Origin of the sequence: Pantoea sp. BL1 (assembly GCF_000963985.1) — a bacterium.
GTDB classification, from domain to species: domain Bacteria; phylum Pseudomonadota; class Gammaproteobacteria; order Enterobacterales; family Enterobacteriaceae; genus Pantoea; species Pantoea rwandensis_B.
In genome coordinates this window covers 101,542-122,154 of sequence record NZ_JZRH01000006.1, presented here as the reverse complement: position 1 = coordinate 122,154, position 20,613 = coordinate 101,542, and the positions used below count along the sequence as shown (strand labels likewise).

The following is a 20,613-nucleotide window of genomic DNA, read 5'->3' as shown; positions in this document are numbered from 1 at the left end:
GGAGAGAGCATGAACGAGATGATCCGTGTGAGTCACCTTAACCTTAGCTTTGGCGAGGACGAGCAGCGCAACCAGGTGCTGTATGACGTCAATTTGTCGGTGCGTGAAGGAGAAATTTTTGGCCTGGTCGGCGAGTCTGGATCGGGGAAAACCACGGTGCTGAAATGTCTTGCCGGGCTGTTTACCCATTGGGACGGCGAGCTCGCGATTGCAGGACGAAAACGGGAGCATCGCATTGACCGTGCCCTCTGCCGCCAGGTGCAGATGGTGTTCCAGGATCCTTATGGCTCGTTGCATCCGCGCCACACCATTGGCGACATCCTGGAAGAGCCGTTGCACATTCACGGTATCGGACAACGTTCGCAACGCGTGATTGCTATGTTGGAAAAGGTTGGACTCAATCGTGCCTGGCAAACCCGCTATCCGCATCAGCTCTCTGGCGGTCAGCGCCAGCGTGTGGCCATAGCCCGTGCGTTGATTCTCGAACCACGAGTGCTGTTGCTGGATGAGCCCACCTCCGCGCTCGATGTCTCCGTACAGGCGGAGATTCTGAACTTGTTAAGTGACTTGCAGCAGCAGGAGAACCTGACCTACATGATGGTGACGCACGATCTGGGCGTCGTGGCGCATCTGTGTCATCGAGTGGCGGTGATGCAGCATGGCAAGCTGTTAGAAACATTAGATGTGGAAACCCTGGTGCGGAATGGTGCTCAGATGCCCTATACGCGCATGCTGGTGGAATCGAGCCGGGCTTAAATAATGGGACCTGTTAAAGCATCAATTAAGCATGGGGTGATAACGCAGTCTGGTGCCGCAGCAGAGGCGCTGCGGCCCGTCCCCTTGCAGATGAAAGAAAACGGCCTTTTTGAAAAAGTCAGTCTGGCCAGATCATAGGCTTAACTCATCGATCTTAAGAACCAAACCATCCATAAGATGGCTTGGTTCGATTCTGCAAGGCGCGCATTCAGGCGCACCTGCATACCCAGACAAAATTATCTCGGCTGAACGCAACCCATCGTTACAGCAGATCACGAACAAAGCGCACGATGTCCTGATTCTGTCCGTGTTCGAACAGACACGCCTGGAAACGAGCACCGCCAACGGCGGCTTTCACCAGTTCAGGATCCAGTGCGCGCAGTGAATCAAGGTAATCTTCTTTCAGCAACGTGGCTTTCACCTGATTGAGAATGCCCGCATTACGCACCTGCGGTTCTTTACGCTCTGGCGGATAGCCTAAGCCTTTTTCGCCGGTGAAGGCTTTCTCGAAGATAAAGCGTAGATTCAACTCGGCTCCCCAACCAAAACCCTTGGCGAAAGGCAGCGACAGCGCATTACCGTTGTTAATTTGCGCGAACAGATAAGCATCAGCGGGATCGATACAGTAGCCGCACACGACACCGGGATGCAGGTTGAGCGACACCAACGCTCCTTGCCCGGTACCACAACCTGCGACCACAAAGTCAGCCGCTTTACTGTTCAGCAACAGTCCAGCCATGATGCCGAGGTGAATATAAGTCAGATGATGATCCTGCTCGTCGCTCATGCCGACGTTAAACACCTGATGGCCGAGCGGTTGCGCGACAGTTTGCAGTTCTTTCCATACGGTTGCGTTCTTAGCGGCCTGGCTATTTTCCATCATCAAAGCGATTTTCATGATCCATCCTCAGATTAATTTGAAACACCGTTTCATTTTAATCAAGGTGCGCTAAAATGCAGCCCTGAAATGTCCCTTTCGATGTGAGATCTGTCACACATTGATGAAGTCACTGGTGAGGAAAACCGATGTTTATTTATAAAAGCGCGACGACTAAAGAAGACCTCGGCAACGGCGTGACGCGGCGCGTCATGGCCCACGGGGGGCGGATGATGGCGGTCGAAGTGACCTTTGAAAAGGATGCAGTGGGGCCATTGCATCATCACCCCCATGAGCAACTGACCTATGTGTTGGCCGGCCGTTTTGCTTTTACGATTGATGGGGTTACGCAGGAAGTCGGCGCGGGAGACACATTATATAAAGCGCCTAATGTGGTGCACGGTTGCGTCTGTCTGGAGGCGGGGACGCTGCTGGATACCTTCACGCCACAGCGCGAGGATTTTCTCGGGTCGCGGTAGATAGCGGATACACATGCAGGTGCATCCCTGGGGAGTGCATGCGTGCCTGCTGGATTGCCGCTTGCCCGTTAAACGATCGGCGTTAGCGCCGTCTGGGGCCGCTCATTAACATCTGTACGTGATGTCAAAAGGCTACAAATATGGCGGGTAGCTCAGGATGGACAGGATGGCAGCCGCCCCAGTGCGCAAAAAAAAGCTGCCACTTGGAAAAGTGACAGCTTTACTAAGCAAAAGCCTTATTTGTGCGTCAATACGCTGCTTAGCGCGATATGACACTCACTTACGCGTTAGTGAAATTTTTCAGCCCACCCTAGACGCAATTTCAGTCCCCAGGCGCTGCTCCAACCGGTGGTGGTGCTAACCACTTTGCCGCGCTGTAACACGATAAAGGTTGGCGTCACGTTGATATCCCAGCGTTGACTCACTGCACCGTTTTCATCGTTCACCGCCGGGCCCTGCAGACCTTTTTTCTCCAGCCAGGTGGCGACACGCTGGTCATCACCCGACCGTAGTGCCACGGTCACCACCTGCTTACCGTTCTGGCTGAGCGCAGCCACCGTGGGCGTGGTGAGTTTGCACACCCCACACCAGGTGGCCCACACATACACCAGCACCGGCTTATCCTGACTTAACGTGGCCAGGTTAACTTCGCTATTGATCGTCGTCAGCGGCTGTTGTGCCAGATCGGCTGGCAGCTGCGGGGCGCGCAGCCAATCCATACCCCAAATTATCGCCGCGGCGATCAGCACCAGCACTGCGGCTTCACGCAGCCAGCGCTTGAGACGCATCATGGTTTCGCCTGCAACGCGCCCTTCACTGCGGCTTCCAGTTGCGCATAAGGCACCGCGCCGCTGATCAGCTCATTGCCCACCAGCGTAGCAGGCGTGCCCTGTACACCTAACTGCTGCACCAGCGTCAGATTCTCATTGATGGTGTCGAGGCTGGCTTTACTGGGTTCTTTCAGCTTGATACCGGTTTTATCCAGCGCTGCGGCAATGCTCGCTTCGTCGTGGTTGCCCTTTTTCGCCATTAAGCGCTCGTGGAGTTTCAGGAAGTTTTTAGGTTGCTGTTCCCAAACCGTCAATGCCAAACGCGCGGATGTCAAAGAGGTTTCGGCACGATACGGCAGCGGTTTTAATACTACCGCCACCTGTGGATAGCTTTTCAGCAGCTTCTCAATATCCGCATCGAATTTCTTGCAGAACACGCAGTTGTAGTCAGTGAAATACACCAGCGTCAGCGCCGGTTTTTCTGCCCCGATGCGCGGCGAACCGGCATCATTGAACAGGGCATCGTGGTTTTTCTTCACCATCTGCGCGACAACGCTCTGCTGCTGTTTCGCCGCTTCTTTATCAAAGGCATCAGCTGCTTCGGCCAGAATCGCCGGATTCTGCACCAGCGTTTCACGAATCAGCTGTTTGATGCGTGCCTCTTGTTCAGGTGTAAACGGTGCCGCCGCCAGTGCAGGCAGGGTCAGAAACATCAGGGACAGTAACAGGGATTTTTTCATCATTTTTTAGCCTCAGAGAGAGTCGAAATCACCGCTTCACGACTCAGCAGCGGTGACAAAATGTGGCCATGCGGCAGTGCCGGGCCATAAATTTGGTTAAAAGGGATGGCAACGCGGTCGCGCTTGCGCAGGAATTCACCGATAGCGGGGTCAGGCTGAGTCCAGTCACCGCGCAGCAGCACCACATCATCGGCTTTCAACGCGGCGCGCACGTCAGGTTGATTCAGCACCCGGGATTTATTCACCTTGCAGGTAATGCACCAGTCGGCGGTGACATCGACAAACACGCGCTTATCTTGCTCCAGTGCCTGATTGATCGCCGCTTCGGTCAGCGGCTGCCAGTAGAGCGTTTCCTCCTCTGGCTCAATGCGCGTCATCAGGAATACCGCCCCCACCAACGTCAGGGTGATAAACACCACTCCGGCTTGCTGCAGCGCCCGACGCTGAATTAACCAGCCACACAGCACCAGCAGCAATACACCACCCAGCATCATGGCAAAAGATCCACCCCAGTGTGGGATCAGCAGTGTGACCAGCCAGAAAGTGGCGAGCAGCATTAACAGACCAAGCAGGGTACGCAGATGAACCATCCAGCGCCCCGGACGAGGCAGGCAGCGCGCCAAACCTGGCAACGCCGCGACCAACAGCCATGGCAGGCTCATGCCGATACCTAATGCGGCAAACAGCAACCACAACTGTGGCAAGGGTGCGGTAAGCGCATAGGCCACTGCGGTTCCGAGAAACGGTGCGCTGCACGGCGTCGCCAGTAACGTGGCAAAAGCCCCCTGACCAAAATGCCCCAGCAACCCGCTACCGCCCTGCGTTGCCAGTCGGGTGTTAAGACCTGAAGGTAAACGGAAATGCAGCAAATCAAACAGACTGGCAGTGAAGAAGAACATCACCAGCACCATCGCCAGCAGGAAGCCACTGCTCTGGAACTGGATGCCCCAGCCCAACGCCTGTCCACTCAGCCGCAGGCCGGTCATCAACGCCGCGAGCAGCAGGAACGAGAACAGGATTCCGGCGCTGGAGGCAAGAAACTGCTGCCGGGTCTGACGCCGCGATTGGCCTTGTTGCTGCACCAGACCGCTGAGTTTTATTGCCAGCACCGGCAGCACACATGGCATCAGGTTGAGGATCAATCCCCCCAACAGCGCCAGCAATATCACTGACCATAGGGTTTGTGATGTGCTATCGGAGACAAGGGGCTGAGCGCCGATGATTACCGAACTTTGCTGGGCGATACCCGCGTCAACCACCACCAGCGACAACGTTTTACCGCGCAAGTCGGGTGCCGCTTCGCCCCACTCATCGGTGACCGCAACCCGCGCGCTGAGGATGTCGCCTTTCACCGTGATCTGCGGTGCAGCCAGCATGCTGCCTTGCGGATAGTCGAAGAACAGCTCAGGTTTAGTCCATCCACCCTGACGCTGAGCGCGGATTTGGAGTTCGCCATTGACGTTGCTGACGTCGAGTTGATCGGTCAAACCGCTTTCAGCGGGGATCTGCCCCATCGCCTGGGCGTAATCGCGGGCAAAATCGGGGGCAGCCTGCTGGTCGAGATCCAGAGTGAAGGGGAAATCGGTCAGAATGCAGACATCGCTACAGGTCGAGAGTGTGAGTGTGCCGGCAAGTTTTTTATCTGACACCTCTTCAAGCTCAATCGGCAGCGTGATATTGCCTTTGTAGCCTTGGGTGGTGAGCCCGCTCACGTCAAAGCGAGCAGGCGCAGGCCAATACCATGTGGCGTTGCTGGCGGGCGTTTGCCAGCGAATTTCCGGGGCCACGCCACCTTCGCCCGGCGAACGCCAGTACGTTTTCCAACCGTTTTCCAGTCGGATATCCAGTAATATTTGCGCATCAGCACCATGACTCGCGCTGCGTAAGCGCACTTCTGCATGGCTGTTTTGTGCATTACGCAGCCAGCCTGTGTCGGCAGCGTGCACCATGCTCGTGCAGCTGACCAGCAGGAGCAACAAGCTCCTGATAAAGAGATTCATCAATTTTTCTCCGGTGAATAACAAGGTTTACGCGATGGGATGCGTAGCGTTATTCCCGAAAGACGCAGAAGGTCAGATGCCGCCGCTGTACGGGCGGAAAGAGAGGCTCACGACGATAACCTGATGTGGGTTTAGACGAGAAGAGCGTGGTCAGTAAGGCGATGACCATCAACAGAAACGGCATGACGCTGTCGATAATCGGGGCCGCAGCGTGGAGTGATTTTGCACTGATGGAACAGATTTTTTCGCCACCGATTTGGTCGTGATCGCTGAACGACGAGGCGCTGATCTGCGCCTGAGAAGCATTGGGCAGATTAAAGCTACGCTGGGCGAGACAAAATGCCAGCACCAGACAAAGCAGTGCCAGAATCCATTTTGCGCGTTGTGCTGATTTGGTCATGCCATCGCCCCAGAGTAAAGTGCGGGCATTTTAAGCACATGCAGCAGAAACACCAAGCGTTGCTGTGTAAACTTTTGTCTGGCTGAGGTTAATCGTGGCGTTGTCGCAGCGAAGTCTATGCGCACCACTCAGCCCTCATGGGGCTTAAGAAGCACGTAATACGTTACGCTGCGACACGGACTGGCAATTTACTGTGGATTAAACAATATCATCCACCACTCCGCCATCGACGCGCAGTGCCGCGCCAGAGGTGGCCGAAGCTTGTTGCGAGCACACGTATACCACCATATTTGCCACCTCTTCCACCGTGGCTGCACGCTGAATCACCGAACTCGGACGCTGCGCCATCACAAACTCTTTCGCCAGTACTTCTAGCGTTTTTCCGGTTCGTTTGACTTCGTCTTCCATCATTGCTGCAAAACCATCTGAGATGGTGGGGCCAGGCAGCACGCTGTTTACCGTCACGCCGCTCCCTGCTGCGACTTTCGCCAGCCCACGCGCCAGCGAGAGTTGTGCGGTTTTGGTCACACCGTAATGCACCATATCCGCGGGGATGTTGCGCGCCGATTCAGAAGAGATAAACACCACGCGCCCCCAACCGCGTTTCACCATCTCCGGCAGCAAAGCGCGGGACAGTCGCACACCCGACATTACGTTGGTCTGCCAGTAAGCTTCCCAGGTATCGTCATCGGTGGCATAGAAGTCTTGCGGGCCGTAAATTCCGGCGTTGTTGACCAGAATATCAATGGGCGGCAATCCGTTCAGCAATTGCTTTACGCCCTGTGCGCTGCCGAGATCGGCAATAAAAGTATGAATTTTGGCGCCAACCACCAATCCATTCAGCTTCTCACGTGCCCGGCTCACCGAGTCTTCACTGCGCCCATTAAGCACCACTTCGGCACCGCTCTCAGCCAATCCCTGAGCGATCGCAAAACCAATGCCGCCCGTTGATGCCGTCACTAACGCGGTTTTACCGTGCAAATCAATGTTCATAGAGTCTCCTTGATGGATGGGCTATATCATGCAAAACATTCAACAAGCCTGGTTGAGCGTGTGAAATATGCCTTGTCAAATCATGCGGTTATTATCACGGCTGTGAATTAGCACAAGCGTGTCTGGCCTGCTTTCTGCCCCGCCAAATCACCCGCTGCGCCACCACCAGCAGCAATAACCGTGCCGGACAAAACCGCTGCGGGTGGACGGTTGTATTTGCTTGCACTTCCCTGACCACGAACTTTTTAGCGCGTTCCATACTGAGAAGTTAATGCCTAAAGGAGTGACCGTAATGAAGACGATTGCTATTGCCGCACCGGGCGCTATGGGCGCGGCCATCGGTGCTGTACTTGCCCGGCATGGGGCGCGGGTGATTGCTCCGCTGAGCGAACGCTCAGCCCAGTCACAACAGTGTGCCCAACAGGCCAATATCGCCAACTGCAGCGCACAGGCGCTTTGTGAGGCCGATATGATTCTGTCGATTCTGCCGCCCGAATCGGCACTCAGCTGGGCACAACAGATGGCTCCGCTTTTACAAGCCGCCGCGCACAAACCGTTGTATGTGGATTGCAACGCCATCAGTCCGGAGACGCTCAAACGAGTGGCTCAGGTGATTGAAAGCACCGGTACCCCTTTTGCCGATGCGGCGATAATTGGCTTGCCGCCTGGCGAGCAGAATCCTTCCGGACCGCGATTCTGGTTTGCAGGGCCACATGCCGAAAAACTGGCGCAGTTAAGTGATTATGGGTTGCGGGTGCGGGTGATGGGCGCTGAGAACGGCGCCGCCTCAGCATTGAAGATGGCTTATGCCGGGATTAATAAAGGCATCACTCTGCTGACCTCGGCGATGCTGATCAATGCCAGCCGAGTGGGTGCCGCCGATGCACTGCGTGAAGAGATGCAGGAGAGCCAGCAGGCGTTACTGAAGCGAATGGAAAAAGCCGCCCCGGATATGCTGCCAAAAGCCTGGCGCTGGGCGGCGGAGATGGATGAGATTGCCACGCTTAATCAGGGCGAACTGGCCACCGATCAACTCTATCGGGCCTTAGGGGAAATCTGCCGCCAGCTGGCTGACGATCGCCAACACGATCAACAGTTCAGCGCCTTACTGGCGGACTTCTTTTAACCTGATGCAGACAAAGCGGGCTGAGCACTCACCGGCAGCCGCAGCTGACGCTGCAACCAGGCACTCGCCGCCGCTTCATCCGGATCGGCGGCATTGAGTTGCAACACCGGCCCGAGCGCCATCGGCTGCGCCGTTTCCGCCAGCTTACGTAGCTCAGGCAGATACTCGGCACCTGGATGACCCGGCATGCGATCGGTCAGTCGTGACTGATAACGCGCTACCGCTTCGTCAGGGGTGATCGCCAGCCACAGCTCCAGCACCCGAGTGATACCCGCCTGCTCTAATCCTTGCTGCAAGACTTCTTTTGGCTGGAAGCCGAACCAGGCGTCAATCAGGTATACGCAGCAGGTGGGAGCCTGTCCGACCACCTTCCAGATCGCCTGATAAGCCGCACAACCCAACTGACGGTTACGCAGGCGATCCACCGGCGCGAAACTGGCCATAAAAGGTTCTTTGAGGCTGTCCAGCGTCAGTACCGGAAAACCAAACCGGTCCGCCATAGCCCGTGTCAGGGTGCTTTTCCCCGACGCGGGAATGCCGTTGACCAGCACCACCATCTTTTCTTCAGTGTGAGAAGTCATAGGATTTCTATCACCTCCGCCACACTGCTGGCCTGACGTAACCGCACCAGCGTCTCTTCATCTTCCAATAGTGAGACAATCGCGCGAATGCCCTCTTCGATGTGCGCATTGCTGTCGCGCGCGCCGAACATAATGACGATATCGGCTTTGTCACTCCCCTCAAAAGAGATCGGCTCATCCAGCACAATCATGCTGAAGCAATCTTTCAGCACGCCCGTTTCCGGACGCGCATGCGGAATGGCTATCCCTTCCTCAAACACATAATAAGCGCCGTGCGTCAGGGTATTGGCTATCACCGCCTCCGGATAGGAATCCTTCACATATCCACCGCTCACCAACGGTTGTGCGGCGAGCGCGATCACTTCGCGCCAGTCCGTGGCGCTGATCCCCACCTGAATCGCATTCGCTTCTTGCAGCAGTCGCTTAATACTCATACTGCCTCCTTAAATTGATTTGCGGATGGTATTACGCAGTTCATCAATTTTAACGAACAGCGGATCAATTTCCTGACGAAAACGGCGGCTTTTCGCAAAGATATTTAATGCACGATTATATTCCAGCATTAATTGTTTCTGCGCATCGACCGCTTGCGGATTAATAGCGAGCTGTTGTTCCAGCTCGCTAATTTTTCCACTGATGGTTTCTGCCTGAAGATCTATTTCTTGTGAATCCTGACTCTTATTATCCGAGCCCTTTTTCAAGAATCCAAACATAGCGTCTCCTGCCCCGAATGGCGCCAGGGCACCTCAGGTTTATTACGTCATGAGTGAGTCGTACTTAACGGAACAGTGAAATCTTTTCTACCAGCACATTGGTGACGGCATCATTAGCGGGCACCAGGAAGTTGCGTACGCTGTCATTCACTTTACCTTTTTCAAACGTCTGCTTGCAGTTTGCCACCCACTGCACATTCATTTCCGTGCCGACGTTCACTTTTTCGATACCGCTGCGCACGGCCAGACGCATATCGTCATCGCTTACGCCGGTGCCGCCATGCAGTACCAGAGGCGTTTTGGTGGCATCCGTGATATCCGCCAGACGCTGATGCTGAATGTGTGCCTTACCGGTATACAATCCGTGTACGGTGCCGATGGAGATGGCCAGCATATCCACGCCGGTTTCTTCGACGAAGCGTTTGGCATCATCTACGGTGGTGAAGGAAGCATCGTTCATTTCGACTTCTTTACCGTCTTCTGAGCCGCCAATCGCACCCAGTTCCGCTTCTACTGAGACGTGCAACGGGCGCGCCATATCAATCACGCGACGCGTATTGGCAATATTCTCTTCAATCGATAAATGCGAGCCGTCATACATAATGGAACTGAATCCTGCATCCAGTGCCGTTTGAATCGCATCGAGATCTGAACAGTGATCGAGATGCAGGCACGTTGGCACATTACGGCTTTCAGATAACGAGCGAATCGCATCCACTAATAATTTATGTCCCAGATATTTCGCCGTGCCGGTTGAGATCTGAATCATTAATGGACTGTTGGTTTTCTCTGCTGCTTTAAAAAAGGCCGGTAACATTTCCAGGCAGTGCAAATTAAAGGAACCAAGCGCTTTAAATTCACGTTGTTTAGCCACCTGTAACAGATCGGTAAAGTTATAAAGTTTCATGAAGCTTTTCCTCGTGGGATTTAGGGGATTTTCCGTTAACAAACCAGGCGATCAGAGTGATAAAGACAATAAAGAGTGCGACGAACAACCAGTTGCCCTGGAAAGCATGGCCCAATACCAATCCGGTACTGATGACGTCAGAGTCACTGAAAGTCACACCGGTGAAGCCGTAGCTTTCGAGCATTGGCACCAATATGGCCGGCAGGAAAGTGATGAACAGGCCATGAACAAAACCGCCAATCATCGCTCCACGACGTCCACCCAGCGCATTACCGAATACACCTGCGGTGCCACCGGCAAAGAAGTTGGTGAGCAGGCCAGGCAGAATCATCGCCAGACCGAACATGGGGAACACCAGCATGCCGACCACGGAACCCAGAGTTGTCGCCAGGAAGCCGACGATCACGGCATTGGGTGCGTAAGGGAACATCACCGGACAGTCGAGCGCGGGTTTTGCATCTGGCACCAGGCGCATCGCAATGCCACGGAACGCTGGCACCAACTCGTTGAGCAGTAAACGCACGCCGCTATACAGCACGAACACGCCGGCGACGAACTGTATCGACTGCATAAAGGCATACATCAGGTAGTTCATGCCGTTGCTGTACTGGCCGATAAATTCTGGGCCTGCTGCCACTGCCGGGATCAGGTACATCGGTACCATCACCACTGCCATCGACAGATAGGTGTCCTGCAGGAACTTGAAGTTGTCTGGCAGCTTGAGATCTTCCGTTGAGCGCGAGCCTTTACCGACCACCTTCGCCACTGCCGCCGTCAGCAGATAGCCGATGGTGCAGAAGTGTCCCAGTGCCACGTCATCAGAGTCTGTGATTCGGCGCACCACCGGCTGAGCCAGCGCTGGCATCACGACCGCCATAATGCCGCCGAAGATGCCGCCTGTTAGGATCAGCGGTAAACCCGTCAGCCCGGCTTTATAGCCGATCACCGCTCCGATGGTTGCCATCCACAGCAGCGCCTGGCCGGTGAGGAAGATGTATTTGAACGGCGTCAGACGCGCGATGATGATGTTGACGATAAAGATCACCAACAATGTCAGCGCTACTTCTGATCCCAACTCGCGGCTTGCTAATCCGGCAATGGCGGCCACATCGGTGATATAGCCCTTCATGCCAAAACCGTGGGTGAAGATGGTATTCAGGAAGGTCAGCGTACCGACTATGATATTGATACCCGCCATCATGATTAAAAAGCCCAGCAGGGTTTTAAAGGTGCCTTCCACCACCTTACCTGCTGATTTTTTCTGCAGTAGCAGACCAATCAGAGCAATAAAGGCGATCAGAATTGATGCCTGCCCTAATAAGTCTTTTACCAGGAAGTTGATCACACTATTCATGGTTAGCAACCTTCAGATTACGTTCTTTCATAAACGCCACGATTTTTTCCTCAATTTCAGCTTTATCGGTCAGCTTGTTGAGAATAATCACCCGTTTAATTTGTTCCGGGCTGGCATCCGCGTTAAGGACATCCGCAAATGCTTTTTGAGTGAGAATCATGTCGGATTTAAAAGCATTGGCTTCTGAAATAGTGGTGTGATCAATATCCGCTTCAATTTCGAGTTTCTTTAATACGGATTTGGCACTCATTTCGATGGCGAAACTAGAACCCAGACCACATCCACAGACACATAATATTTTCAGCATGGCGTTTTCCTCACAGAATATGCAGTTGTTTAGCGAGTTTGTAATGATGCCCTTCGGTATCAACCAGGCGTTTTTTCATGCTTATAAGATCAATCGGTATCGGTCGATTACTGCCATTAATAATCACCGCTTTGTTGCGCATCCCCGACTGAATACAGCGCGCAACTTCACTGGCCATAATGGTGCCTTGATAAATCTCTTCACAGGTCGGGTCACCACTACGCAAGCCGTAACCGATAATAGTTTTACGAATTCGTACCCCTATCAGCGGCTCAATCTGTTTAATTAAGGTATCAATCGCGCCCTGAAAGCCCGGCGAGTATTCGCGGGTGTAGCCTTCAGAGCAGAGAATCACCACGCTGTTCTGCGCGGCAAGTCGCTGCGTGATGCGTTCTGCCAGTTCTTGCGCCGGGATCTGGCACTCCGGAATCAGCGCGAAATCAGCATTGGATTTGATCGCCGATTGCAGCGTCAGTTCGCCACAATAGCCGCCGAGCAACTCAACCATAAATACACGACCGGTTAACGCGCGGCCGGTATTTCTTAATTTCGATACTTCTTTTAAGACTTGCTCACAAGCGGTAGAGAAACCAATGGTGTAGTCACTGCCAAAAACATCATTATCAATGGTCATGCCTACACCAAAGCAATTTACACCGAATTCGCTTAATGTATGTAAAAACTGTAATGAACCATCACCCCCGGCCATAATTAATACATCGATGCGTAGCGATTTGAGTTGTTTGGCGATCACCTCATACTCAGGGCGAATTAATTTTCGCGTGGTTCGTCCCGATTGCATCACGGGAATTGAAGTGATGGCATAATCCACCAGATCGCGCTGCGACATTTCCTGATGGCGATTTTCTAATAAACCGGGAATGCCGCCATTAAATAACACCATATCCGCCTGCGTCATACGTGATATCTGAAACACAAAGTTATTTATTCCGGTAACATCGCCACCGCTTATCACTATGCCAATTCTCATTGTCATCACTCCGTATGCTGCACGTCTGACATTCATTCTTCCGGTGAACGGATTTTCTATTTGCAACGAAGATCACATTTTTGCCATGTATTTCATTCCTCGTAACGTTGACAAGCATAAATAAACGCTGTTTTTTGTGATATTAATCACATTGCGAATTTTGCCCGTTATTTAATAAAACCAATAAAATCATTTGGTTATATTTTTTTAATCGTAGAATACGCACCGAACCTGTCATCGCCTTTTCATCTGAATTTCTTTCGATCTGAATTGTGATTGCCCACGCATTTTTATCAGTTCGCCGACTTTTCTCCATGAAGGATAAAGGGATAATGATTCAGTGCGTTATTTGTTGATCAGTACCGATGAATGATTGACGTCACGTTTATCTGGCTGTCCAATATCGCAGCAAATAAATGACGAAGAAGAGAAAACATGACCAACTCGCAGGAGATGTTGCGTCAGCTCGCTGGCATAGTGGGCGGCAAACAGGTATTGACCCATGCCGATGATAAAGCCTGGTACACCAAGGGATTTCGTGTCGGTCGCGGTGAGGCACTGGCAGTGATATTGCCGCAAAACTTGCTGCAACTGTGGCAAAGCCTAAAGGTATGCGTGGCACAGGACGTCATTATTTTGATGCAAGCCTCGAATACCGGCGTGACCGGCGGGTCAACCCCGGATGGCAATGATTATGATCGCGACGTGGTGATCATCAGCACCCGCCAGCTCAAGGGCGTACAGGTCATCGATCAAGCGCGACAGGTCATCGCCTTCCCCGGTACCACCCTGACCGAACTGGAGCACACGCTGCAACCGTTGGGACGCGAACCGCACTCGGTGATTGGTTCCAGCTGCATTGGTGCTTCTGTCGTGGGAGGCATCTGTAACAACTCGGGCGGTTCACTGATTCGCCGGGGCCCCGCCTTTACTGAAAAATCACTGTTTGCCCGTATCCATGATGATGGACGCTTAGAGATGGTCAATCACCTTGGTATCGATTTGGGTGATACGCCGGAGGCGATGCTGAAGAGTCTGACTGAGCAGCAGTATCAGACCGGCGACCAGGCCGATTGGGACGGCAAAATCTGGGCTGATGATTACGCAGACCGTCTGCGGGATGTCCGCGCTGATTCCCCTGCTCGCTTCAACGGCGACCTACGTTATCTGCACGACAGTTCCGGCAGTGCAGGAAAAGTGGTGGTGTTTGCTGTGCGGCTGCCCACCTTTGAAGCGAGCGCGGGGAGCGACACCTTTTATGTCGGCACCCATGATGAGAGTGTTTTGGTGGCGTTACGCCGTTTTCTTCTCACCGAAATGAGCGAACTGCCGCTGCAGGCAGAGTACATTCATCGCAACGCGTTCGATTTAACCGTGCGATACGCCAAACATATGTATCTGGCGATCCGTAAATTCGGTCCACAGGCCATTCCTAAAATGATGGGCAATAAAGCGAAATGGGATGTCCGTGTCAGTCATTTGCCTTTCCTGCCACGCAATTTTGTTGATCGGGCGCTGCAATGCTTTAACCAGCTCACACCCAGCTTTATTGCCCCGCGCATCATGGCTTATCGCGACGAATATCAACATCATCTGATGATCAAAGTCGATGCGCAGCAGACCAACGAATTGCAGACGTTGTTGCAGCAATTTTTTGCCGGGCATTCCGGCGGCTTTTTCCATTGTGATGCCCGCGAAGGCGCAGATGCCTTCCTGGTGCGTTTTGGCGTAGGCGGGTGCACCATCTCTTATTGTGATGCGCTGGGTTATAACCCGAACGAAAGGCTGGTGGCCTTCGACGTGGCGTTGCGCCGCAATGACGATGCCTGGCGCTTAACCTTGCCGGATCACTTAGCGGCACAGGTGCAGGTCGATTCCTGCTGCGGGCACTTTTTCTGTTATGTGAATCATCAGGATTATGTGCTGAAGGAAGGGGTGGATGCGAAGGCGTTTAAAGAAGCGGTCAAAGTCTATCTTGAACAGCGTGGTGCGAAGTACCCGGCTGAGCATAATGTGGGACATCTCTATCAGGCATCGTGCGAGCATGTGGCGCACTGGAAGCAACTGGATCCGACCAACAGCTGCAATCCGGGTGTAGGCAAGACCAGTAAGAAGAAGTATTGGGCGTAAAGGCAGATCCAAAGAGCGCCTCATTTTTAGCTGAAACGCACCCTGACGCTGGTGCAGGGTATCGCTTTTCAACTTTGATTAATCAGTATTCGCCAGCGGCGGCGTTCGCGTAATAAGCGGTGATAAAGCTGCTGGATAAGGGGCAGCGTCAGGGATGCAATCGCATCAGGCGTAAGATTCGGCAATGCCTGCTGTTGTCGTAACCCCTGCAGTGCGGCTTCCGCGTTATCGCGGATATCGCACTGCTCGCGCAGTGTGGCTTGCCAGGCCGCGAAAGTTGGCGGCGCGATAGCGTTCAGATCAGCCACGGTCTCACGTAAAAAGCGTTTGCAGTGTCCAAGCAGCGTTTGCCAGGGAATCTGTGGCGACTGGAGTGCCAGCATTAGCCCATCGACATCCGCCACGCGCTGGTAGCGCGCCGACACCACATAGCCTATTTGCTGATCGACCCGCAGTCGCTGGAAAAAGCGCGGTTCCAGAAACAATGAGAGCGCGCGCAGTGCCGCTAAATTCCGTTCATCAGCAATCGGCAGCGGAATAAACAGCAGCAGCGCCTGATCGCCTCCGGTACAAGAGATCGGCTTAATACCTCTTTGCAAGCGCGGCGGCTGTGCACTGCTTACCAAACCAGGCGCGAAGTTGCTCAGCAGATGGGACACACGCTGATGTAATAGCCCGTGTTTGCCACACCACGCCGCCAGCCATGGGGTATCACTGGTGGGAGCAATCAATTGAACAGGCAAGGCTGAGAGCAGCTGTCGAATCACGATCTTTTGCGCAGGCGCCAGCGGTTTTGCATCGGGAGCCAGATTCAATGCCTCAAGTGCATGATGCACGGCCAGCAAAGCGGGTGACTCAGAGACTGGCAAATTCAGCACTAACTGCCAACCTCCCTGCTTCTGCTGCCAACTGCCACTTCCTCCTGCATGACGCAACGCCGCCAACACCGGACGCAGTCGGGTTTGCCGCGCCTGCGCATCCTCATCACTCAGCGTATGATAAAAAGCCGGCCGCAACAGCAAGGTCTCAACCTGTTGTCGTGGCGCGATACGCGGCAGGGGCATCGCTATCGGCGACAATGTGGGCAATACGGCCTGGTGCGCAGCGGGATAGAAAGAAAATGCGGGCGTTGAGAATGGACTCAGGCTGCGCGGCAGCCCTTTTTTGCGCAGCAGCGTGAAACCTTGCGTCTGGATGCTTTCTGGCGAGTCCAGTTGCTGCTGAGTGAGCAAGCGTGAGCAAGGCTTCTGCGCCAGCGCAGCGATAAAAGCGCTGAACCCCTGCGGCACGTAATCGGCAGGCGCAAAACCTAACGCCCGACCACGCAACTGTTCCAGTGGCGATAGACAGGCAAAATCGTGCTGCGCCAGCTGAGAATAATGCTGGAGATGCTCAGGGGTGCAAAGTTTGATGGCGGCTAAATGCTGCCAGAAGCAGTGCTCAATGCGTTGCGCCTGCTCCGCGCTGATTTTAGGCCCAGTGAAGCGCAGCGCTAACCATCCGTGCTGCTTATCCTGCCACAGCCATTGTCCCTGCAGCGTATCGCACAATTCAGCCTCCCTGAGTGCGGCCAACAGGCTGCCCGGCGCTTCATCTTGCCAGAACACACTGAGTAAGGTGACATTGTCACGTAAAACCGGTTCCTCACCCGATAACATCAGCGTCAGCCAGAAACTCTCATTATCTGAGAGCTGCAACATCACGTCGCCCGAAGGCAATGTGGCTGCGACATATGAAGGGGTGTTTTTTGCTGAATTGATCGCCGAAAAGTGTTGCGCAAGATGCGCCAATTCTTCCAGCGATTGCGGGCCCTGTAGCCACAGTTCCAGCGTATTTGCGTGATAATAACGCTGATGGAAGTCGCGCAACGCGGCCTGCAATAAAGTGACGCTGTCACCAAACGACTGTTGATTCCCGATGCGAAAACGCTGAAAAGCCCCACCCAGCGTATCCACCAGCGCGGCTTCGCTGAGCGTTTCAGCATGATGTTGCAGAAGTTGACACTCTGCATCGATCACCGCGACTTCCTGCCGAATCGCCTGCTGGCCGAGCAACGGTGCGGCGATCATGTCGCTTAACCGCTGGACACCTTCAGCTAAATCCGCTGCTGGCAGCTGGAAGAAAAAGGCGCTGTGGCTGAGTTGCGTGGTGGCGTTGACCTGCCCACCCCGCTGTTGCACCCACGGCATCAAGCGCTCGCTATCTTTAAAACGCTCGCTGCCGCAGAACAACAGGTGCTCCAGCAAGTGCGCCAGACCCGGCCAGCGATCGGGTTCATCCAAACTGCCCGCCTGCACGCGGATCAGTGCGGCGGCATCACGCGCACCAGCCTGATGATGCAGGTGGCAACGCAGGCCATTGGCTAACACCAGCTGGCGCGAGGTCATCAGGTCACTCGCTGCTTGAAGATCAGCTCAGAGTTGGAGCGATTGCGGAACTGAAGCTGGGCGATTTTGATATCGCTGCAGGTGGCTTCGCGGCGCGCTTCCAGGATCTTACCGTGATGCGGTGACTTACTGCACACCGGATCGGTATTATCCGCATTGCCGGTCAGCATGTAAGCCTGGCAACGGCAACCACCGAAGTCTTTTTCTTTCTCATCACACGAACGGCACGGTTCCGGCATCCAGTCGTAACCACGATAGCGGTTAAAACCAAAGGAGTTATACCAGATGTCTTCCAGGCTATGCTCCAGTACCGACGGGAACTCCACCGGCAACTGACGTGCGCTGTGGCATGGCAGTGCCGTGCCTTCAGGCGTGACACTCAGAAAGATTGAACCCCAGCCGCCCATGCAGGGTTTGGGCCGTTCTTCGTAATAATCCGGCGTGACGAACAGCAAATTAGTGAGGTTGCCACTTTCGCTCATACGTCCACGGTACTCCGCCACCACCGCTTCGGCATGAGCAATCTGCTCGCGTGTCGGCAATAAGCCCTGACGGTTAAGATGCGCCCAGCCGTAAAACTGACAGGTTGCCAGCTCAACGTCGTCCGCTTCCAGTTCGATGCACAGGTCGATGATTTTATCGATCTGGTCGATATTGTGTCGATGCAGCACGAAGTTCAGCACCATCGGATAGCCGTGCGCTTTCACCGCTTTCGCCATCTCCAGCTTCTGCTGGAACGCTTTTTTCGAACCGGCCAGCGCGGCGTTGAGGGTTTCATCACTCGCCTGGAAGCTGATCTGAATATGATCCAGACCCGCATCGGCGAAGGCGTCGAGTTTTTTCGCCGTCAGACCGATACCGGAAGTAATCAGGTTGGTATAGAAACCGAGATCGCGTGCCGCCTTGATCAACTCGGGCAGATCTTTCCGCGTCAGCGGTTCGCCGCCCGAAAAGCCCATCTGCACACTGCCCATGGCGCGCGCCTGACGGAACACGTCGATCCACTGCTCAGTCGTCAGCTCTTTCTCCTGCTGCGAGAAGTCGAGCGGATTCGAGCAGTATGGGCACTGCAGCGGGCAGCGATAAGTCAGCTCAGCCAGTAGCCACAGCGGCGGCGTGGCAGTTTTATTCAGGTTCACGACACTGGATCCATTTCTGTTCTACGGCGGATTGCAGGAATTCCTTCACGTCATCATCCACGCCGCCCGCTTCCGGGAAACGGCTGTTGAGAATGGCGATGATGGCGGCCACATCCTGTTTGCCGGTGACCAGTTCAAGGATCGCCGTTGCGGTTTCATTCAGCTTGGCCATACCTTCGGGATACAGCACCACATGGCTCTCCTGCGCCGGTTCCCACTGCATGCGATAGCCACGACGGAAAGCCGGAATCAGATTATCTTTCATCATGTTATACCAGTCTTGTGCTGTGCCAGGACACCTGATCGGTGACCGTGTGATAAGGCGGGCGTTGCAAAGAATACGCCATGGTCATGGCATCCAGCAGCGTCCAGAGAATATCGAGTTTAAACTGCAGAATCTCCAGCATGCGGTTCTGCTGCTCAGCAGTGGTGAACACTTCCAGCGCCAGCGCCAGCCCGTGCTCCACATCGCGGTTTGCCTGGCTCAGGCGGCTGCGGAAATAGAAGTAACCCTCTTCTTTAATCCACGGATAGTGCTGCGGCCAACTGTCGAGGCGCGACTGGTGGATTTGCGGTGCAAACAGCTCGGTTAATGAGCTACAGGCCGCTTCCTGCCAGTTGGCGCGACGGGCGAAGTTAACGTAGGCATCCACAGCAAAACGCACGCCCGGCAGCACCAGTTTTTCTGACAGCAGGACTTCACGATCCAATCCTACGGCTTCACCGAGTTGCAGCCAGGCTTCAATACCGCCTTCCTGACCGTTGCTGCCGTCATGGTCGAGGATGCGCTGTACCCACTTACGACGGGTTGCAGGGTCCGGGCAGTTCGCCATAATCGCCGCGTCTTTCAGGGGAATATTGGTCTGGTAATAGAAGCGGTTCGCGACCCAGCCCTGAATCTGTTCACGGGTCGCTTCACCATTATGCATCGCGATATGGTAGGGATGATGAATGTGGTAAAACGCGCCTTTGGCACGCAGCGCCTGCTCAAACTCTTGCGGCGATAAGGCTTCGGTAATGATCACGATGCGCTCTCCTGCAGATGAATCGCCATCCCGTCCCAGCTCACTTCAATGCCCTGCTGCGTCAGATACTGACGCTGCGGCGACTGCTCGTTGAGGATCGGATTGGTGTTATTAATGTGAATCAGAATTTTGCGTTGTGCGGGCAATGACGCCAGCAGCGCCATCAGGCCGTGCTCCTCTGCCAGCGCGAGATGACCCATCGCTTTGCCGGTGTTTTTACCGACGCCGGTGGCAAGCAGCTCATCGTCCTGCCAGACGGTGCCGTCAATTAACAGGCAATCGGCTTTTTCCAGCCACGGCATGATCACCGCATCGGGCTCGCCCAGACCTGGCGCATACAGCAGTGTCTGGCCATTGGCGGTATTTTCGATAAACAGCGCGACGTTATGCCCCGGCAGTGGACGATCGCGATACGGCGAATACGGTGGCGCATTGCTGAGAATCGGGATAGCAATGAACTGCAGGTCGCGACACACATCAACGCGAAACGGTTCAAAGGGCGTAAGACCATGGTGCTGCAAACCGCCGTTCCAGTGCTGCAACATGGTGAAAATCGGGAAACCGCTGGTGAGATCGGCATGTACCTCGGGCGTACACCACACCTGATGCGGGCAGCCTTCGCGCAGACTGAGTAAACCGGTGGTGTGATCGATCTGACTGTCGGTAAGAATGATGCTGCCAATCGCGGTGCCGCGCAGAACCCCTTTTTTATTCAGTTCGGGTGTGTGGGCGATCTGTTGGCTGATATCTGGCGATGCGTTACACAGCACCCAATCTTCGCCGTTGTCACTGACAATGATCGAGGATTGCGTCCGCGCCTGAGCCTGAATCGTACCGTTGCGCAGGCCGCTGCAATTGGCGCAGTTACAGTTCCACTGCGGAAAGCCGCCGCCTGCCGCTGAACCGAGCACTTTAATAAACATGAGAGATAACCAGAA

22 protein-coding genes are annotated in these 20,613 nt (G+C 54.3%); 4 read left to right on the top strand and 18 right to left on the bottom strand.

All coding sequences use genetic code 11. The features are described 5' to 3' along the window. Positions 1 to 18: 18 nt before the first annotated feature. On the top strand, positions 19 to 756 hold the full coding sequence (locus VH86_RS04420) for an ABC transporter ATP-binding protein (protein ID WP_045832072.1): 738 nt from the start codon (positions 19 to 21) through the stop codon (positions 754 to 756). Between the two features lie 262 nt (positions 757 to 1,018). On the opposite strand, the gene VH86_RS04415 is transcribed toward VH86_RS04420, so the two are convergent. Further along, entirely contained in the window at positions 1,019 to 1,654 is a 636-nt protein-coding gene (locus tag VH86_RS04415; protein ID WP_045832032.1) for an RpiB/LacA/LacB family sugar-phosphate isomerase, read from the bottom strand. 128 nt (positions 1,655 to 1,782) lie between these two features. On the opposite strand from VH86_RS04415, the gene VH86_RS04410 reads away from it, so the two are divergent. Then, complete coding sequence (locus tag VH86_RS04410) at positions 1,783 to 2,112, top strand: cupin domain-containing protein (protein ID WP_038647114.1); 330 nt, start codon at positions 1,783 to 1,785, stop codon at positions 2,110 to 2,112. Between the two features lie 287 nt (positions 2,113 to 2,399). Here VH86_RS04410 and VH86_RS04405 read toward each other — a convergent pair whose 3' ends face one another. The 5 genes from VH86_RS04405 to VH86_RS04385 form a co-directional block, all read right to left on the bottom strand. Beyond that, positions 2,400 to 2,903, bottom strand: coding sequence for a protein disulfide oxidoreductase (locus VH86_RS04405; RefSeq protein WP_045832031.1), 504 nt, complete (start codon positions 2,901 to 2,903; stop codon positions 2,400 to 2,402). After that, a complete protein-coding gene (locus VH86_RS04400; protein ID WP_045832071.1) occupies positions 2,900 to 3,622 on the bottom strand; it encodes a DsbA family protein in 723 nt (240 codons plus the stop codon). Before VH86_RS04400 ends, VH86_RS04405 begins: the two co-directional genes overlap by 4 nt. Then, positions 3,622 to 5,622, bottom strand: a complete 2,001-nt coding sequence (locus tag VH86_RS04395) for a protein-disulfide reductase DsbD (protein ID WP_082082824.1) — start codon at positions 5,620 to 5,622, stop codon at positions 3,622 to 3,624. The genes VH86_RS04400 and VH86_RS04395 overlap by 1 nt, the downstream gene beginning before the upstream one ends. A 49-nt stretch (positions 5,623 to 5,671) precedes the next feature. Continuing rightward, positions 5,672 to 6,022 (bottom strand): hypothetical protein, encoded by a 351-nt coding sequence (locus VH86_RS04390; RefSeq protein WP_045832029.1) that lies wholly within the window; start codon positions 6,020 to 6,022, stop codon positions 5,672 to 5,674. Between the two features lie 198 nt (positions 6,023 to 6,220). Beyond that, positions 6,221 to 7,015 (bottom strand): SDR family NAD(P)-dependent oxidoreductase, encoded by a 795-nt coding sequence (locus tag VH86_RS04385; protein WP_038647122.1) that lies wholly within the window; start codon positions 7,013 to 7,015, stop codon positions 6,221 to 6,223. A gap of 292 nt (positions 7,016 to 7,307) precedes the next feature. On the opposite strand from VH86_RS04385, the gene VH86_RS04380 reads away from it, so the two are divergent. Continuing rightward, a complete protein-coding gene (locus VH86_RS04380) occupies positions 7,308 to 8,141 on the top strand; it encodes an NAD(P)-dependent oxidoreductase (RefSeq protein ID WP_045832028.1) in 834 nt (277 codons plus the stop codon). Here VH86_RS04380 and VH86_RS04375 read toward each other — a convergent pair. The 7 genes from VH86_RS04375 to VH86_RS04345 all read right to left on the bottom strand — a co-directional run bounded on the left by VH86_RS04375 (position 8,138) and on the right by VH86_RS04345 (position 12,994). Beyond that, positions 8,138 to 8,722 carry a glucokinase gene (locus VH86_RS04375; RefSeq protein WP_045832027.1) on the bottom strand — a complete coding sequence of 195 codons (585 nt, stop codon included), beginning with the start codon at positions 8,720 to 8,722 and terminating at the stop codon, positions 8,138 to 8,140. The genes VH86_RS04380 and VH86_RS04375 overlap by 4 nt on opposite strands. After that, on the bottom strand, positions 8,719 to 9,156 hold the full coding sequence (locus VH86_RS04370; RefSeq protein WP_038647128.1) for a PTS sugar transporter subunit IIA: 438 nt from the start codon (positions 9,154 to 9,156) through the stop codon (positions 8,719 to 8,721). Before VH86_RS04370 ends, VH86_RS04375 begins: the two co-directional genes overlap by 4 nt. A gap of 9 nt (positions 9,157 to 9,165) precedes the next feature. Next, a complete protein-coding gene (locus tag VH86_RS04365) occupies positions 9,166 to 9,435 on the bottom strand; it encodes a hypothetical protein (RefSeq protein WP_038647130.1) in 270 nt (89 codons plus the stop codon). Between the two features lie 64 nt (positions 9,436 to 9,499). Further along, positions 9,500 to 10,342 carry a class II fructose-bisphosphate aldolase gene (locus VH86_RS04360; protein WP_038647132.1) on the bottom strand — a complete coding sequence of 281 codons (843 nt, stop codon included), beginning with the start codon at positions 10,340 to 10,342 and terminating at the stop codon, positions 9,500 to 9,502. Continuing rightward, positions 10,329 to 11,696, bottom strand: a complete 1,368-nt coding sequence (locus VH86_RS04355; protein WP_034827290.1) for a PTS sugar transporter subunit IIC — start codon at positions 11,694 to 11,696, stop codon at positions 10,329 to 10,331. Before VH86_RS04355 ends, VH86_RS04360 begins: the two co-directional genes overlap by 14 nt. Further along, positions 11,689 to 12,003: a PTS sugar transporter subunit IIB gene (locus VH86_RS04350; RefSeq protein WP_034827292.1), complete on the bottom strand. Its 315-nt coding sequence runs from the start codon at positions 12,001 to 12,003 to the stop codon at positions 11,689 to 11,691. Before VH86_RS04350 ends, VH86_RS04355 begins: the two co-directional genes overlap by 8 nt. Before the next feature lie 10 nt (positions 12,004 to 12,013). Continuing rightward, positions 12,014 to 12,994, bottom strand: a complete 981-nt coding sequence (locus VH86_RS04345; RefSeq protein WP_038647138.1) for a 6-phosphofructokinase — start codon at positions 12,992 to 12,994, stop codon at positions 12,014 to 12,016. Positions 12,995 to 13,429: 435 nt separating this feature from the next. Between VH86_RS04345 and dld the strand changes: the two genes are divergently transcribed. Then, positions 13,430 to 15,124, top strand: a complete 1,695-nt coding sequence (dld, locus tag VH86_RS04340) for a D-lactate dehydrogenase (protein ID WP_045832026.1) — start codon at positions 13,430 to 13,432, stop codon at positions 15,122 to 15,124. Between the two features lie 68 nt (positions 15,125 to 15,192). Here the strand turns inward: dld and pqqF are convergent, their stop codons facing one another. The 5 genes from pqqF to pqqB are packed head-to-tail and all read right to left on the bottom strand — an operon-like array spanning position 15,193 to position 20,598. Beyond that, on the bottom strand, positions 15,193 to 17,511 hold the full coding sequence (pqqF, locus tag VH86_RS04335; RefSeq protein WP_045832025.1) for a pyrroloquinoline quinone biosynthesis protein PqqF: 2,319 nt from the start codon (positions 17,509 to 17,511) through the stop codon (positions 15,193 to 15,195). After that, positions 17,511 to 18,650: a pyrroloquinoline quinone biosynthesis protein PqqE gene (gene pqqE / locus VH86_RS04330; protein ID WP_045832024.1), complete on the bottom strand. Its 1,140-nt coding sequence runs from the start codon at positions 18,648 to 18,650 to the stop codon at positions 17,511 to 17,513. The genes pqqF and pqqE overlap by 1 nt, the downstream gene beginning before the upstream one ends. Continuing rightward, positions 18,637 to 18,915 carry a pyrroloquinoline quinone biosynthesis peptide chaperone PqqD gene (pqqD, locus tag VH86_RS04325; RefSeq protein WP_045832070.1) on the bottom strand — a complete coding sequence of 93 codons (279 nt, stop codon included), beginning with the start codon at positions 18,913 to 18,915 and terminating at the stop codon, positions 18,637 to 18,639. Before pqqD ends, pqqE begins: the two co-directional genes overlap by 14 nt. A 4-nt stretch (positions 18,916 to 18,919) precedes the next feature. Continuing rightward, positions 18,920 to 19,675 carry a pyrroloquinoline-quinone synthase PqqC gene (gene pqqC / locus VH86_RS04320; RefSeq protein WP_038647148.1) on the bottom strand — a complete coding sequence of 252 codons (756 nt, stop codon included), beginning with the start codon at positions 19,673 to 19,675 and terminating at the stop codon, positions 18,920 to 18,922. Further along, positions 19,672 to 20,598, bottom strand: coding sequence for a pyrroloquinoline quinone biosynthesis protein PqqB (gene pqqB, locus VH86_RS04315; protein ID WP_045832023.1), 927 nt, complete (start codon positions 20,596 to 20,598; stop codon positions 19,672 to 19,674). Before pqqB ends, pqqC begins: the two co-directional genes overlap by 4 nt. Between the last annotated feature and the right edge of the window lie 15 nt (positions 20,599 to 20,613).